Origin of the sequence: Pseudonocardia zijingensis (assembly GCF_042657305.1) — a bacterium.
In the GTDB taxonomy this organism is placed as follows: Bacteria; Actinomycetota; Actinomycetes; order Mycobacteriales; family Pseudonocardiaceae; genus Pseudonocardia; species Pseudonocardia zijingensis.
In genome coordinates this window covers 41,464-56,306 of record NZ_JBHSKO010000009.1, presented here as the reverse complement: position 1 = coordinate 56,306, position 14,843 = coordinate 41,464, and the positions used below count along the sequence as shown (strand labels likewise).

The window sequence follows — 14,843 nt, the reverse complement described above, 5'->3', positions numbered from 1 at the left end:
CCTCTCAGACGACGGCGCGCTCGTGCAGCGCCGCGATCTCGGTGTCGGTGCGGCCGAGCTCGCGCAGGATCGCGTCGGTGTGGGCGCCGAGCACGGGCACGGGTCCCATCACCGGGTCGACGCCGGCGATGTCGGCGGGCGGGCGCAGGGCGCTGACGGTGCCGCCGGGGACGTCGACCGGCTGCCAGCGCCCGCGGGCGGCGAGCACCGGGTGGTCGAGGAAGTCGCGCACCTGGTTCAGCCGGGCGTTGGCGATGCCGGCCTTGTCGAGCAGCGCGGACGCGGCGTCGGAGTCCAGGGTGGTGAGCCGGGCCTCGATCAGCGTGTTCAGCTCGGCGCGGTGCTCGACCCGCGCCGAGTTGGTGACGAAGCGCGGGTCGTCGGCGAGGTCCGGGTCCTCGAGCACGACGGCGCACAGGGACCGCCACTCGCGGTCGTTCTGCAACCCGAGCACGACGGCGCCGTCGGCGGTGGCGACCGGGCCGTACGGCGCGATCGTGGCGTGGTCGGCGCCGCTGCGGGCCGGCTGGCGGCCGCCGTAGGCGGTGTAGTTGGCCGGGGAGCCCATCCACTCGGCGAGCGCCTCGAACAGGGACACCTCCACGGCCGACACCTCGCCGGTGGTGGCGCGGCGCAGCAGGGCCGTGAGGATCCCGGAGTAGGCGTACATGCCGGCGGCGATGTCGGCGATGGAGATGCCGACGCGGGCGGTGTGCTCGGCGGTGCCGGTGAGCGCCAGCACGCCGGTCTCGGCCTGCACGAGCAGGTCGTAGGCCTTGCGCCCGGCCCAGGGACCGTCGGTGCCCCAGCCGGAGACGGTGCACGGGATCACGCGCGGGTGGGTGCGGGCCAGCGTCGCGGCGTCGACGCCGAGGCGGCCGGCCGCACCCGGCCCGAGGTTCTGCACGAACACGTCGGCCCGGTCGAGCAGCTCACCGAGCACGGCGCGCCCCTCGGGCGACTTCACGTCGAGGGTGAGCGACTCCTTCGAGCGGTTGAGCCACACGAAGTAGCTGGAGTTGCCGTGCACCGACTCGTCGTAGCCGCGGGCGAAGTCGCCGCCGTCGGGCCGCTCGATCTTGATGACGCGGGCGCCGAGGTCGGCGAGCTGGCGGGTGGCGAACGGGGCGGCGACCGCCTGCTCGAGGCTGACGACGGTGGTGCCCTGCAGCGGCGGGGTCATGCCAGCTCCACCGTCGCGGTGAGGGACGGGGCCGCGCCCTGCGCGGCGACCACGACCTCCAGCTCCGAGCCCCGCGCCGTGCCGGCGGACACGATCCGCGACGGCGCGAACGCCGGGCGCACCAGCCGGTAGGTGAAGGAGCGCACGGTGCGGCCGGGGGCGTGGCGTCGCGGCAGTTCGAGGGCGAGCATCGCGAGCAGCGGGCCGTGCACGACGAGGCCCGGGTAGCCCTCGGCCTGCGTGGCGTAGGGCAGGTCGTAGTGGATGCGGTGGCCGTTGTAGGTCAGGGCGCTGAACCGGAACAGCGCCACCGGGTCGGCGGCGAGCTCCACCCGCCACTCCCCCTCGGGTTCGGGCTGCCCGGTCTCGGGCGGCGGCAGCGTGCGCGGGGGCGTGCCCGGCGGCTCGGAGCGGTAGACGATGTCCTGTTCCTCCACCCCGACCGGCGCGCCGTCGGCGAACAGCTCGGTGCGGACGGTCACGAACGCCATCTCGCCGCTGCGGCCCGTCTTCACCGTGACGTCGGAGACGGCCGCCCGGCTCGCCAGCTCCGCGCCGAGCGGGATCGGGGCGTCCTGGCGGAGCCGGCCGCCCGCGAACATCCGGCGGCGGCCCGGGATCGGCGGGAGGAACGGCGCCCGCGCCGGGTGGCCGTCGGCGCCGGTGTTGGAGCCCGCGGGGTGGTCGAGGAGCACGAACCAGTGCCAGAGCGGGGGCAGCACGTCCGGGCGCGGGGCGTCGAGCAGGTCCGCGAACGCCTCGGCGAACCAGGGGTCGACACGACGGGTCAGCTCGACCGGGTCCGGCTTCCAGCCCTCCAGGGCGTCGGTCAACGAGACCTGCGCGACGTCGCTCATCCTCCCATCATCGACGCTGATCCCGGCAGGAGTGAAATAGTGATTCCTGATGGGGGGATGCGTGCCGGGCATGAGGAGGTCGCCGTGGAGCTGCGCCAGCTGACCGCGCTGCTCACCGTTGCCGAGGTGGGCAGCGTGACCCGGGCGGCGAAGCTGCTGCACCTCGTGCAGCCCGCCGTGACCCGGCAGATCCGGCTCCTCGAGGAGGAGCTGGGCACCCCGCTGTTCGAGCGCACCCGGCACGGGATGGTCCCCACGCCCGCAGCCGAGGTGCTGATCATGCGGGCCCGCCGTGCCCTGGACGAGCTGGACCGGGCCCGCGCGGAGCTGCGTCCCGAGCCCGGCGAGGTCACCGGCATCGTGAGCGTGGGCCTGCTCGAGAGCGTGCTCGAGATCCTCGCCGAGCCGCTGACCGACGCCGTGGCGCGCCGCCACCCCGGCATCGAGCTGCGGCTGTTCAGCGGCTACTCCGGCCTGCTCCAGCAGTGGCTGGACACCGGGGAGATCGACCTGTCCCTGCTCTACAACCTCAGCGACACGCCCTCGCTGTGGGTCGCGCCGCTGCTGCGCGAGCAACTCTGGGTCGTCGGCCCGCCGGACGCGGACCTGCACGTCGGCTCCCCCGTGCCCTGGGCCACGGCGCTCGCCCACCCCCTCGTCCTGCCGGTGAGCGGGCACGGCCTGCGCGCGCTGGTCGACCGGGCACGCTCGGTGGCACCGGTGCAGCCGCGCATCGTCGCGCAGACCAACTCGATGCTCCTGCAGAAGCAGCTCGTGCTGGCCGGGCACGGCTGGACGGTGCTCCCGGCCGCGGGCGTGGCCGCCGACGTCGCGGCCGGCCGGCTGTCCGGTGCCCCGCTCACCGCGCCGGACGTCGAACGCTCCGTGGTGCTCGGCGTGCAGCACCGCAGCAGGCTCATCGCCCCGGTGGAGGCGGTGGCCTCGACGCTCACCCGCCTGGTCGGAGAACTGGTGCGCTCAGGGGCCTGGCCGGCCGCCACCGCAGATGCCCGTCCGAGGGCGGCCGGCGGATGAGCTCCAGGCGCGGCTTGGGCCCGTCGCTGCGGCCGGTCTGGGGCTTGCGCCTGCCCGCCCGCCACGGGGCGGGCCACACCGCGCCCCGGCCGTCGTAGTCCTGCTCGACGGCGGCGTGCAGCGTCCAGTTCGGGTCGTAGAGGTGGGCGCGGCCCACGGCGCACAGGTCGGCCCGGCCGGACAGGATGATCGTGTTGACGTCGTCGGGGGACGAGATCACGCCCACGGCGATCGTCGGGATCTTCAGCACGTTGCGGATCGCGTCGGCGAAGGGCGTCTGGTACGAGCGGCCGAAGGCGGGTCGCTCGTCCGGGGTGACCTGTCCGCTGGACACGTCGATCGCCGCGGCTCCGGCCTGCTCGAACGCCCGCGCGACCGCGAGGGTGTCCTCGAGGGTGATGCCGTCCTCGACCCAGTCGGTGGCCGAGATCCGGACGGTCATGGGCTTGTGCGCGGGCCACACCTCGCGCATCGCGGTGAAGACCTCGAGCGGGAACCGCAGCCGGTTCTCGATCGGGCCGCCGTAGGCGTCGGTGCGCCGGTTGGTGACCGGCGACAGGAACGCCGACAGCAGGTAGCCGTGAGCGCAGTGCAGCTCGACGAGGTCGAATCCGGCGCGGGCGCCGCGCTCGGTGGCCGCCACGAACTCGGCGACGATCGCGTCCATCCCGGCGCGGTCGAGCTCCCTCGGCACCTGGTTCACGCCCTCCCGGTACGGGCGCGCGGACGGGCCGACGACCGGCCAGTTCCCCTCGTCGAGGGGCTGGTCGATGCCCTCCCACATCAGCTTTGTGGACCCCTTGGGGCCGGAGTGCCCGAGCTGCAGGCCGATCTTCGCGGCCGACGAGGAGTGCACGAAGTCGGTGACGCGCCGCCACGCGGCGGCCTGCTCGTCGGTCCACAGACCGGTGCAGCCGGGGGTGATCCGGCCCTCCGGCGAGACGCACACCATCTCCGTCATCACGAGGCCGGCGCCGCCGAGCGCCTTGCCGCCGAGGTGGACGAGGTGGAAGTCGGTGGGCATGCCGTCGACGGCGACGTACATGTCCATCGGGGACACGACGACCCGGTTGACCAGCTCCAGCTCGCCGAGGCGGAAGGGGTGGAACATCGGCGGCCGCGGCTGCCCGCCCCCGGCGAACCACCGGTCGACCGCGGCCACGAACTCCGGGTCGCGCAGGCGCAGGTTGTCGTAGGTGACGCGGCGGCTGCGGGTGAGGATGTTGAACGCGAACTGCAGCGGCGGCTGGTGGACGTACTGCCCGAGGTTCTCGAACCACTCCAGGCTCGCCTGCGCGGCCCGCTGCGTGGACTCCACCACCGGCCTGCGCTCGGCCTCGTAGGCCGCCAGCGCGGCCGGCACGTCGTCGCACTCGTGCAGGCACGCGGCGAGCGCCAGCGCGTCCTCCATGGCGAGCTTGGTGCCGGAGCCGATCGAGAAGTGGGCGGTGTGCGCGGCGTCGCCGAGCAGCACCACGTTGTCGTGGCACCAGTGCGCGTTGCGCACGGTGGTGAAGCTGATCCAGCGCGAGTTGTTGGCGAGCACCCGCCCGCCGGCCAGGACGTCGGCGAAGATCTCGCGCACCGCCTCGACCGACCGCTCGTCGGACTCGCCCGGCGCCAGCAACAGCGCCTCGCTCGCCCCGAACCCGGCGCGGCGCCACACGTCGTCGTGCATCTCGACGATGAACGTGCTGCTGTGCGCGTCGAAGGGGTAGCCGTGCACCTGCATGACGCCGTGCTCGGTCTCGCGGACGTCGAAGGTGAACGCCTCGAAGACCGTGTCGGTGCCCAGCCACATGTAGCGGCACCGGCGCACGTCGAGGTCGGGGCGGAACTGGTCGGCGTACTTCGTGCGCACCGCCGAGTTGAGGCCGTCGCTCGCCACCACGAGGTCGTGCTCGCGGCGCAACTGCTCGACGTCGGGGGCCTCGGTGGAGAACCGCACGTCGACGCCGAGCTCGCGGCAGCGCTCCTGGAGGATCTGGAGGAGGCGCTTGCGGCCCATCGCGGCGAACCCGTGGCCGCCGCTGGTGATCGTCTGCCCGCGGAAGTGCACGTCGATGTCGTCCCACCGCGCGAACTCCCGCTGCATCGCGGCGTGCACCGCCGGGTCGGCGTGCTCGATCCCGCCGAGCGTCTCGTCGGAGAACACCACGCCGAAGCCGAACGTGTCGTCGGCGGCGTTGCGCTCCCAGACGGTGATCTCGTGGTCTGCCCCGCGCAGCGCGCCGAGCTGCTTCGCGAGCGCGGCGAAGTACAGGCCGCCGGGGCCGCCGCCGATGACTGCGATGCGCACGAGCCAAGTATATTGTTTGTTTGACGGCCGTTGTCAATGCGACATACGATGCCGGCATGGAGCAGGCCGCCTACACCGATCGGGTCCGCAGGCTCGCCACCGACCACCTCCTCCCCCTCGCGCGCGAGGACGGCCGCGTCAACCGCCCGCTCGTGTCGGCCATGGGCGAGCTGGGGCTGCTCCGCGACCTCTTCGGCGGCCGCCCGGACGAACCGCCCCGCGACGCCGCCGCGATGCAGCTGTGCCTGCTGCGCCAGACGATCGCCGCCGTCTGCCCCGAGGCCGAGACCGCGCTCGCCCTGCAGGGGCTGGGCAGCTACCCGATCCTGCAGTCGGGTTCACCTGCCACCGTCGAGCGCTGGATCCCCGGCGTGGTGAAGGGCGAGGTCGTCGCCGCGTTCGCGCTCACCGAGCCCGGCGCCGGGTCCGACGCCGCCGCGCTGGCGCTGCGCGCCGAGTCCGACGGCGACGGGTGGCGGCTCTCGGGCGAGAAGCTCTGGATCTCCAACGCCCCCGAGGCCGACGTCTACACCGTCTTCGCGCGGACCTCCGGCAGCGGGGCGCGTGGCGTCACCGCCTTCGCCGTGGCGGGCGACTCCCCCGGGCTGTCCGGCGAGCACCTCGACATGCTCTCCCCGCACCCGATCGGGCGCCTCACCTTCGACGGCGTTCGCGTCGGGCGCGCTGATGTGCTCGGCGAGGTCGACGCCGGGTTCCGGGTGGCCATGCGCACCCTCGACCTGTTCCGGCCCAGCGTCGGCGCGTTCGCGGTGGGCATGGCGCAGGCCGCGCTCGACGCCACCGTGGCGCACGTCAGCACCCGCGAGGCGTACGGCGGCCCGCTGTCGGCCCAGCAGGCGGTGGCGCACGCGATCGCGGACATGGCCACCGACCTGGAGGCCGCGCGCCTGCTGGTGCACGCCGCGGCCCGCGCCTACGACGAGGGCGCCGACCGGTCGTCGATCACCCGGTCGGCGGCGATGGCGAAGCTCTTCGCCACCGAGGCGGCGGGGCGCATCGTGGACCGGTGCGTGCAGCTGCACGGTGCGCGGGCGCTGCAGCGCGGCCACCTGCTCGAACACCTCTACCGTGACGTGCGGGCGCCCCGGATCTACGAGGGCGCGTCCGAGGTGCAGCGCACGATCATCGCGCGGGACATCTTCAGGGAAAGGACGAACAGGTGAGCCGTTTCCGGGCGTCGGCGCCCCTCACCACGGACTGGGCGCACTTCGACTTCGCCGTCGACGGGCCGGTCGCCACGGTCACCCTCAACCGGCCCGAGAAGCTCAACCCGCTCACCTTCGAGTCGTACTCCGACCTGCGGGACCTGATCACCGAGCTGCCGCACCACGAGGGCGTGAAGGTGCTGGTGATCCAGGGCGAGGGCCGCGGGTTCTGCGGCGGCGGCGACGTCGAGGAGATCATCGGCGAGCTGCTGAAGATGCAGGCGGCCGACCTCATGCGCTTCACGAAGATGACCGGCGACGTCATCCGGGCCATGCGCGAGTGCCCGATCCCGATCATCGTGAAGATCCAGGGCATCGCCGCGGGCGCGGGCGCGGTGATCGCGCTCGCCGCCGACTTCCGGGTGGTGGGCGCCTCCGGGCGGTTCGCGTTCCTGTTCACGAAGGTCGGTCTCTCCGGCGGAGACATGGGTGCGGCCTACCTGCTCCCGCGCGTCGTCGGGCTCGGGCGCGCCACCCAGCTGCTGATGCTCGGCGACACCATCGACGCCCCCACCGCCGACCGCTACGGGCTCGTGTCGCAGCTCGTGGCCGACGACGAGCTGGACGCCGCCGTGGCCGCCCTCGCCGCTCGACTGGCCGGCGGCCCGACGCTGGCCTACGCGCAGACCAAGTCGCTGCTCACCCGCGAGCTCGACATGCCGCTGTCGGCGGCGATGGAGCTCGACGCGATGACCCAGGCCCTGCTCATGACCACCGAGGACCACGCGGAGTTCCACGCCGCCTTCACCGGGAAGCGCCCGCCGGCGTGGAAGGGCCGGTAGCGCCGGTCGCCGTCGTCACGGGCGCCGGTCAGGGGATCGGGCTCGCGACGGCGCGGCTGCTCGCGCAATCCGGGTACCGCACGGTCCTGGCCGGGCGCGACCGGGCGAAGCTCGACGCGGCCGCCGCCGCGGTGCCCGGGCCGGCGCTCGCCGTGGCGGCCGATCTCACCGTGCCCGCGCAGGTCGAGGAGCTGTTCGCCACCGTGGAGGACACCTGGGCGCCCGCGGAGGTGCTCGTGGCGAACGCCGGCACCTCCCTCGCCGCGCCGATCACGCGGACCACCGACGCGCAGTGGCAACAGATGCTCGACACCAACCTCACCGCGCCCTTCCGGTGCATCCGCCGCGCGCTCCCCCCGATGCTGGAGGCGCGCCGGGGCCGGATCGTGGTGATCGCCTCCGTGGTCGCGAAGCGGGGTGAGCGGCAGGTGAGCGCCTACACGGCCAGCAAGCACGGCGTGCTCGGGCTCGTCCGCGCCGTGGCCGACGAGGTGGCCCGCCACGGCGTCACCGCCAACGCCGTGTGCCCCGGCTACGTCGACACCCCGATGACCGACGCCACCGTCGCGGCCATCGCCGAGCGGACCGGAACCACGCCCGCCGAGGCCCGGGCCGTGCTCGAACGCCGCCAGCCGATCCACCGGTTGGTCCAGCCCGAGGAGGTCGCCGCGGCCGTACTCTCCTGCGTGCAGAACGGCGCGATCAACGGGCAGGGCATCAACGTGGACGGAGGGGCGGTCCAGTCATGACGTTCGAGCGCATCAACCCACCCCAGCTCGCCGCCTCCCGCGGGTTCAGCCACGCCGTGTCGACCGACCGCGCGCGCACCGTGTACCTGGCGGGGCAGACCGCGCTCGACCGTTCGGGCACGATCGTGGGCACCGACATCGTCACCCAGTTCGAGCAGGCCCTGCTCAACCTCCTGCAGGCCCTCAGAGCGGCCGGCGGGTCCGGCGACGACCTCGCCTGCGTCACGATCTACATCGTCGACATGGACGCCTACCTCGCGCACTCCCGGGAGATCGGCAAGATCTGGCGCCGCCTGGTCGGCACCGAGTACCCCGCCATGGCCGGCATCGGGGTCTCCCGGCTGTGGGACGCCGAGGCGCTCGTCGAGATCCAGGGGATCGCGGTCCTCGACTAGCCACCCGAGCCCCGTGATCGCTCTGAAATGTGATGGATCGCCCTGGCCAGGGCGATCAGCAGCATCTCGCGGAGATCAAGGCCCCATGATCCTTCCGAGATGACGTGAAGCGCCCCTGGCCGGGACGCTGAGCGCCCTCTCGCAACGATCACGGCCCGCTGTCCTCGCGTGTGCATGATCATGTCGACACGATGATCGGTGGTGAACCCGACCCAGCCACCTCGCGCACGTGAGCGCGCCGCAGCACGCGACCGCTCGCACGCAGGGCATGACAGGCCGGCCGAGCACCGGGCTGCCGGTCGGGAACGGCGCGCACACCGGCAGCCGGGCGGACCCGAACACAGAATCGGGGGGTCATGATCACCAAGTGCGGTGCTCAACCCGCACCGTTGCGGGTCTGTGACCGCAGACGCTGATCATGACCCGAGTCGGACAGGTCAGGCGTGGATCGCCGCCAGCGCGTGCTTGCGCGCCGGCGCGCGCAGCAGCCCGTCGAGGTCGGCGAACAGATCCGCCGCCCGCCCGCCGTTCCAGCCCGCGGGCAGCAGCTCGGGGGGCAGGCCGGGGTCGAGGTAGGGCAGCCGCCGCCAGACCGTCAGCATCGGCACGTAGATCGCGAACGCGGTGCGGCAGCCGTCCGCCGCGACCTCCCAGCGGGCCCGCGCGTCGGCGAACCGCTCGAGGAACGCGGCGTACTCGGCGTTGATCCCGTCGAGGTCCCACCACCGCGCCACCTGCCGCTTCAGGTCGCTGAAGCCCTCGTGGGCGGCCGTGAACAGGTCGACGTAGGTGGAGAGGCCGCGCCGCTCCAGGGTTCGCCGCACCTCGTCGCGCAGGTGCGCGGGGCCCACCCACACCCCGGGCGCGGCCGTGCCGAACCCCAGCCCGGACAGCGTGGTGCGCAGCGTGTGCCGCTTCTCCCGCTCCGACTCCGGGATGGAGAACACCACCAGGACGAACCCGTCCTCCGCCCGGGCCTCGCGCCGGTCGAAGATCCGCGTGTCGCCCTCCCGGAGCACCTCCAGCGCGCTGTCGGACAGCGCGTAGCCCGCGGTCCGGCCCGACTTCATCGACTCGAGCACCCCGCGCCGCTTCAGCCGCGAGATCGACGAGCGGACGCCCGCCGAGTCGACGCCGAGGTCCCCCATCAGCGCCACCACGGAGCCGACCGACATCCAGTTGTGCTCCTCGCGGGCGTACAGCCCGTACAGGGTGAGGATGAGGTGGCGCGGGGCGAGCTCTGCCATGGCGGCCACTCTAAGGAGGAGCAGGCAGGATGGCGGTGTGACGGAGCGGCTCGCCACCAAGATCGTGGATCTCACCGGACCGGGGCTCACCGACCGGTTCGGCATCGGCGGCACCGATCTGGGCGCCACCGCCACCGCACCGCAGGGCCACCTGGTGTCGGTGTTCGGCGACACGTTCCGGGAGGCGGGGGTCGGCGGGCCCGGCTGGCGCTCCCCGGTGGTGCTCTTCGCCGACCCGGCCAGCGTGCCCACCGGGTTGCGCTGGACCGGGGCGGCCGGGCGGCGCAACGGGCGCGCGCGGCAGGTGGTGCGGTACCTGCACCACGGCTGGCGCCGCCACGGCATGCGGCTGCGCCGGATCACCACCGTGCTGCCCACCGACCTGATCACGGTCGGCGACGAGATGTTCCTGCACGTCATGGTGTGCCGCGAGCTGGGCAACGTGCGCTGGACCGAGCTGCACCGCTCCCGCGACGGCGGCCGCACCTGGCGCCCCACCGGCACGCGCTGGCCGGCGGACCTGCACGACGGGCTGTTCCAGATGCTCACCTGGGAGCGCGGCGGCGACGGCTGGGTGTACGCGCTGACCACCGGGTTCCAGCGGGCCCACGGCCTGCTGCTGCACCGCGTGCCCGAGGCGGAGCTCACCGACCCGGACGCCTGGGAGACGTGGGGGCTCGACGGCGACCGCTGGGGGTGGGGGAACCCGCCCACGATCGTGCTGCCCGGCCGGTTCGGGGAGCTGTCGCTGCGCCGCGTGCCCGCCGACGGGGGCGAGCGCTGGGTGCTCGTGGCGTTCGACGCCGGCCACTACTGCCTCGACGTGCGCGTGCTGGACGGTCCCACCGCCGACATGCACCGCGCCCCGCTGGCCACCGTGCTGCGCGGCTGCGACTGGGACGGAGAGGACCACGCGGCCGGGCACGTCGCGCAGCTCTACGGCGGCTACGTGCTGCCCGGCTCCACGCTGCGCGACCTGCACCTCGTGGTGAGCCAGTGGAACACCGCGACGGGCTGGCCGTACCGGGCGATGCAGTTCCGCGCGGACGTGGCCGACCTCCCCTGACCCCCTGACCGGGCGGGTCAGCGGCCCTCGCGCGCCGTGACCGACGGGAGCACGCCGAAACGCGCCCGGTACGCCGCCGCGAACCGCGACGGGTGGCTGAACCCCCAGCGGTGCGCCGCCTCGGTGACGCTCGACGTGCCGGCCCGCAGCTCGTCGTGGACCCGGTCGAGCCGCACGGCCCGCAGGTACTCCATGGGCGTGCTGCCGACGTGCTCGCGGAACGCCTCCTGCAACCGGCGGGCGCTCACGCCCGCGGTGCGGGCCAGGTCGCCGAGCGTGTGCGGGTCCTGCGGGTGGCCCTGCACGAGGTCGATCACGCGCCGCACGGAGCGCGGGGTGGCGGGTGTTCCTCCGCCCTGCAGCGCCTCGGTGTAGCTGTGCCGCTGGGCCAGCAGGAGCCCGGTGGCGAGCGAGCGCTCGTGGTAGGAGCGCACCGCCGCGCTCCAGATCAGCCCGTCGGGGCGGTCGAGCTCGGCCAGCAGCAGGTCGAGGCCGGCCCGCCACGCCCGGGCCGCGGGCGAGGACAGGTCGAAGTCGAGGGCGAACTCCACCGGCGCCCGCACCGGGCGCCCGAGCAGCACCTCCAGTTCGGTGTCGACCAGCCGCCGGTCGACCTGGATCCCGAGCTGGACCGCTCCCGCCGGGCAGTGCTCCAGCCGGTGGCCGCGGTGGGGGGCGAACACCGCGGCGCGGCCCACGGTCGCCACCGTCTCCTCACCGTCGGACGCCGACGGGATCCGCCCGGCCAGCGTGACGTTGACGTGGTACCCGGCGCCGGTGCGGCCGGGGTCGACGAGCGTGGGGCGCCCGAACCGCATGAGCCCGACCGTGAGGTGCTCGGTGCGGACCCCGCGCAGCAGGCCGCCGCGCGCACCGCCGTCCCCGAGCGGTTCGACCCGCGCCGGGTAGAAGAGGGTGTTGAGCTCCTCGCGGAACTCCTCGACGGCCCCGCCCTCCCAGATCGGGTATCGCGAGAGCACGTCCGTCGCGGGATCCGGACCCCGGTCGCGCGAAGCGGCTGTCGGACCGGCCGCCCGCCGACCTACCTTCTCACGGATGGACCTCACCTCCGAGAGCACCACCGCCGCGGTGGTCGACAGCTTCGCAGGCGCCGCCGACCCGCGCCTGCGGGAAATCCTGCAGGAACTGGTGCCGCACCTGCACGACTTCGTGCGCAACGTCAAGCTCACCCTCCCGGAGTGGGAGGCGGCGATCCGCTTCCTCACCGAGGTCGGGCAGAAGTGCGACGAGAACCGGCAGGAGTTCATCCTGCTCTCCGACGTGCTCGGCATCTCGATGCTCGTCGAGACGATCAACGGGCAGGAGTCGGGCACGGAGAGCACCGTGCTCGGCCCGTTCCACGTGGTGGACTCGCCGGAGCGGGAGAACGGCGACACCATCGACCTGATCGGCGGGCAGCCGCCGTGCGTGGTGACCGGCCGCGTGCTCGGCACGGACGGCACGCCGCTGCCCGGCGCCACCGTGGACGTGTGGCAGTGCAGCGCCGACGGGTTCTACGACGTGCAGCAGCCCGACGTGCAGCCGCCGGGCAACGGCCGCGGCCTGTTCCGCACCGACGCCGAGGGGGCGTTCGCGTTCCGGACGGTGCTGCCGAGCCACTACCCGATCCCCACCGACGGCCCGGTGGGCCGGATGCTGCAGGCCACCGGGCGCCACCCGTACCGCCCCGCGCACATCCACTTCATCGCCGCCGCTCCCGGGTTCCGCACCCTGACCACCCACATCTTCGTCGCCGGGAGCCCGCACCTCGACTCCGACGCCGTATTCGCGGTGAAGAAGAGCCTGATCGCCGACTTCGCCGAGGTGGACGACGCCGAGCGGGCCCGCCGGCACGGCGTGGGCAACCCGTTCCGGGCGGCGTCGGTCGACCTCGTGCTGGAGGCCGAGCGTGTGGGATGAGGGCGTGTGGGATGAGTTCGTCCACCAGAGCCCGCCGATGCGCGTGGTCTTCGGCGCGGGTTCGGCCGCCCGGCTCGGGGAGGAGCTCGACCGGCTCGGCCTGAGCCGGGTCCTCGTGCTGTGCACCCCCGGGCAGGAGGCGCTCGGGCGGAAGGTGGCCGACGGGCTGGGGCCGCGCGCGGCGGGCCTGCACCCCCACGCCCGGATGCACGTGCCGGTGGAGGTGGCCGCCCGCGCCCGGGAGGTGGCCGCCGAGCTGGGCGCCGACGGCTGCGTGGCCGCGGGCGGCGGGTCCACGATCGGCCTGGGCAAGGCGATCGCCCTCCAGCACGGCCTGCCCGTCGTCGCGCTGCCCACCACGTACGCGGGCTCGGAGATGACGCCGATCTGGGGGCTCACCGAGGACGGCCGCAAGCGCACGGGCCGCGACCCGGCCGTGCTCCCGCGCAGCGTGGTCTACGACCCGGAGCTGACGCTCGGCCTGCCCGTGCCGCTGTCGGTGACGAGCGGGTTCAACGCGGTGGCCCACGCCGTGGAGGGCCTCTACGCACCGGACACGTCACCGATCCTCTCGTTGATGGCGCGCGAGGGCGCCCAGGCGCTGCTCGACGCGCTCCCGGGCATCGCCGCGGACCCCACCGGACTGCCGGCCCGAACCCGCGCCCTCTACGGCGCGTGGCTGTGCGGGGCCGTGCTCGGGGCCACCACCATGTCGCTGCACCACAAGCTCTGCCACGTGCTCGGCGGCACGTTCGACCTGCCGCACGCCGAGGTGCACACCGTGGTGCTGCCCCACGTCGCCGCGTTCAACGCGCCCGCGGCCCCGGCCCTCACCGCGCTGCTGGGCCTCGAGCCCGGCGGCGCCCTCTGGGACCTGGCGGCCACGCTCGACGCACCGCGGTCGCTCGCGGCGCTCGGCATGCCCGCCGACGGGGTCGCCGAGGTCGTGCGGCAGGCCGCCGCGGCGCCGTACGCCAACCCGCGGCCGGTCACCGAGGCCGACCTCACCCGTATCGTCGAGGCCGCCCACCGGGGGACGCGCCCGGAGCCGGAACGGGCAAAATGATCAGTGGGTTCACACCCGCGGAGCCCTCCGGCCTGTCAGGATCGGGGGTGACTGCGCAGCACCAGCTCGACCGCTCCCCGGTCATCACGACAACGCGGAGGATCCGTGCCCCGGCTCTTCACCCGACGCCGTACCGCCGGCGTCGACGACCTCGACGCCCTCTCCAACGCGCACTTCCGCGCCGTCGAGCTGGCCGCGATGGGCGAACACCAGCAGGCCAGGGAGCTGAACGAGGACACGCTCGAACGCCGCCGCCGCCTGCTGGGCCCCGACGACCCCTCCACGTTGGCCACCGCCAACAACCTCGCCACGGACCTGCGCGAGCTGGGGGACTTCGCGCGGGCGCACGAGCTCGACCGCGACACGTTCGACCGGCGGCGCCGCGTGCTGGGCCCCGACCACATCGACACCCTCACCTGCGCCCACAACCTCGCCGCCGACCTGCGCGGGCTCGGCGACTTCCCCCGCGCCCGCGAGCTCGACGAGGACACCCTCTCCCGGCGTCGGCGCACCCTCGGCGACGACCACCCGTCCACGCTGCGCTCCGCCCACGCGCTCGGCATGGACCTGCGCCAGCTCGGCGAGTACCGGCTCGCCCACGACATCGACCGGTTCGCCCTCGGCCACCGCCGCCGCATCCTCGGCGACGACGACCCCGAGACGCTCGTGAACGCCAGCAACCTCGCCCTCGACCTGCGCAGGCTGGGCGACTACGCCCAGGCCCGCGAGCTCGCCCGCGATGTCCTCGAACGCCGCCGCCGCACCCTCGGCGAGGACCACCCGGCCACCCTCAACTCGGCTGCCAACCTCGCCTACGACCTGCGCGCCCTCGGCGAGCACGAGCAGGCCCGCCGGCTCGACGAGGACACCCTCGACCGCAGGCGCCGGGTGCTCGGGCCGGCCCACCCGGAGACCCTGCAGAGCGTCGAGGCGCTGGCCACCGACCTGCGCACGCTCGGTCAGCGCGACCGCGCCGCAGCGCTGCTGGCGGAGTACGGGATCGCCCCGGGCGCGTAGG

General features: G+C 74.0%; 14 protein-coding genes. 9 read left to right on the top strand and 5 right to left on the bottom strand.

The annotated features are described in order from the left end of the window. Positions 1-4 precede the first annotated feature (4 nt). Together ACFPL3_RS19320 and ACFPL3_RS19315 are read right to left on the bottom strand one after the other, a co-directional pair. Complete coding sequence (locus ACFPL3_RS19320; protein ID WP_343946748.1) at positions 5-1,183, bottom strand: CaiB/BaiF CoA transferase family protein; 1,179 nt, start codon at positions 1,181-1,183, stop codon at positions 5-7. After that, positions 1,180-2,040, bottom strand: a complete 861-nt coding sequence (locus tag ACFPL3_RS19315) for an HTD2 family dehydratase (RefSeq protein ID WP_343946749.1) — start codon at positions 2,038-2,040, stop codon at positions 1,180-1,182. Before ACFPL3_RS19315 ends, ACFPL3_RS19320 begins: the two co-directional genes overlap by 4 nt. Before the next feature lie 84 nt (positions 2,041-2,124). Between ACFPL3_RS19315 and ACFPL3_RS19310 the strand changes: the two genes are divergently transcribed. After that, complete coding sequence (locus ACFPL3_RS19310) at positions 2,125-3,075, top strand: LysR family transcriptional regulator (RefSeq protein ID WP_343946750.1); 951 nt, start codon at positions 2,125-2,127, stop codon at positions 3,073-3,075. Here ACFPL3_RS19310 and ACFPL3_RS19305 read toward each other — a convergent pair. Beyond that, positions 2,990-5,374, bottom strand: a complete 2,385-nt coding sequence (locus tag ACFPL3_RS19305) for a bifunctional salicylyl-CoA 5-hydroxylase/oxidoreductase (protein WP_343946751.1) — start codon at positions 5,372-5,374, stop codon at positions 2,990-2,992. The genes ACFPL3_RS19310 and ACFPL3_RS19305 overlap by 86 nt on opposite strands. 56 nt (positions 5,375-5,430) lie before the next feature. On the opposite strand from ACFPL3_RS19305, the gene ACFPL3_RS19300 reads away from it, so the two are divergent. The 4 genes from ACFPL3_RS19300 to ACFPL3_RS19285 are packed head-to-tail and all read left to right on the top strand — an operon-like array spanning position 5,431 to position 8,526. After that, the gene (locus tag ACFPL3_RS19300; protein ID WP_343946752.1) at positions 5,431-6,558 is read left to right on the top strand and encodes an acyl-CoA dehydrogenase family protein; all 1,128 of its coding nucleotides are present in this window, start codon (positions 5,431-5,433) and stop codon (positions 6,556-6,558) included. After that, entirely contained in the window at positions 6,555-7,382 is an 828-nt protein-coding gene (locus ACFPL3_RS19295; RefSeq protein ID WP_343946753.1) for an enoyl-CoA hydratase family protein, read from the top strand. Before ACFPL3_RS19300 ends, ACFPL3_RS19295 begins: the two co-directional genes overlap by 4 nt. Further along, the gene (locus ACFPL3_RS19290; protein WP_343946754.1) at positions 7,367-8,131 is read left to right on the top strand and encodes an SDR family NAD(P)-dependent oxidoreductase; all 765 of its coding nucleotides are present in this window, start codon (positions 7,367-7,369) and stop codon (positions 8,129-8,131) included. The genes ACFPL3_RS19295 and ACFPL3_RS19290 overlap by 16 nt, the downstream gene beginning before the upstream one ends. Next, positions 8,128-8,526 carry a RidA family protein gene (locus tag ACFPL3_RS19285; RefSeq protein WP_343946755.1) on the top strand — a complete coding sequence of 133 codons (399 nt, stop codon included), beginning with the start codon at positions 8,128-8,130 and terminating at the stop codon, positions 8,524-8,526. The genes ACFPL3_RS19290 and ACFPL3_RS19285 overlap by 4 nt, the downstream gene beginning before the upstream one ends. Before the next feature lie 437 nt (positions 8,527-8,963). Here the strand turns inward: ACFPL3_RS19285 and ACFPL3_RS19280 are convergent, their stop codons facing one another. Further along, on the bottom strand, positions 8,964-9,773 hold the full coding sequence (locus ACFPL3_RS19280; RefSeq protein WP_343946756.1) for a PaaX family transcriptional regulator: 810 nt from the start codon (positions 9,771-9,773) through the stop codon (positions 8,964-8,966). Positions 9,774-9,810: 37 nt separating this feature from the next. Between ACFPL3_RS19280 and ACFPL3_RS19275 the strand changes: the two genes are divergently transcribed. Then, the gene (locus ACFPL3_RS19275; RefSeq protein WP_343946757.1) at positions 9,811-10,839 is read left to right on the top strand and encodes a DUF4185 domain-containing protein; all 1,029 of its coding nucleotides are present in this window, start codon (positions 9,811-9,813) and stop codon (positions 10,837-10,839) included. A gap of 17 nt (positions 10,840-10,856) precedes the next feature. On the opposite strand, the gene ACFPL3_RS19270 is transcribed toward ACFPL3_RS19275, so the two are convergent. Continuing rightward, positions 10,857-11,819, bottom strand: coding sequence for a helix-turn-helix transcriptional regulator (locus ACFPL3_RS19270; RefSeq protein ID WP_343946758.1), 963 nt, complete (start codon positions 11,817-11,819; stop codon positions 10,857-10,859). 76 nt (positions 11,820-11,895) lie between these two features. Between ACFPL3_RS19270 and ACFPL3_RS19265 the strand changes: the two genes are divergently transcribed. From ACFPL3_RS19265 to ACFPL3_RS19255, 3 genes are all read left to right on the top strand, one after another. Beyond that, positions 11,896-12,759, top strand: coding sequence for an intradiol ring-cleavage dioxygenase (locus tag ACFPL3_RS19265; RefSeq protein ID WP_343946759.1), 864 nt, complete (start codon positions 11,896-11,898; stop codon positions 12,757-12,759). Positions 12,760-12,763: 4 nt separating this feature from the next. Beyond that, a complete protein-coding gene (locus ACFPL3_RS19260) occupies positions 12,764-13,825 on the top strand; it encodes a maleylacetate reductase (protein WP_343946760.1) in 1,062 nt (353 codons plus the stop codon). A gap of 105 nt (positions 13,826-13,930) precedes the next feature. Beyond that, positions 13,931-14,842, top strand: coding sequence for a tetratricopeptide repeat protein (locus tag ACFPL3_RS19255; protein WP_343946761.1), 912 nt, complete (start codon positions 13,931-13,933; stop codon positions 14,840-14,842). Position 14,843 lies beyond the last annotated feature (1 nt).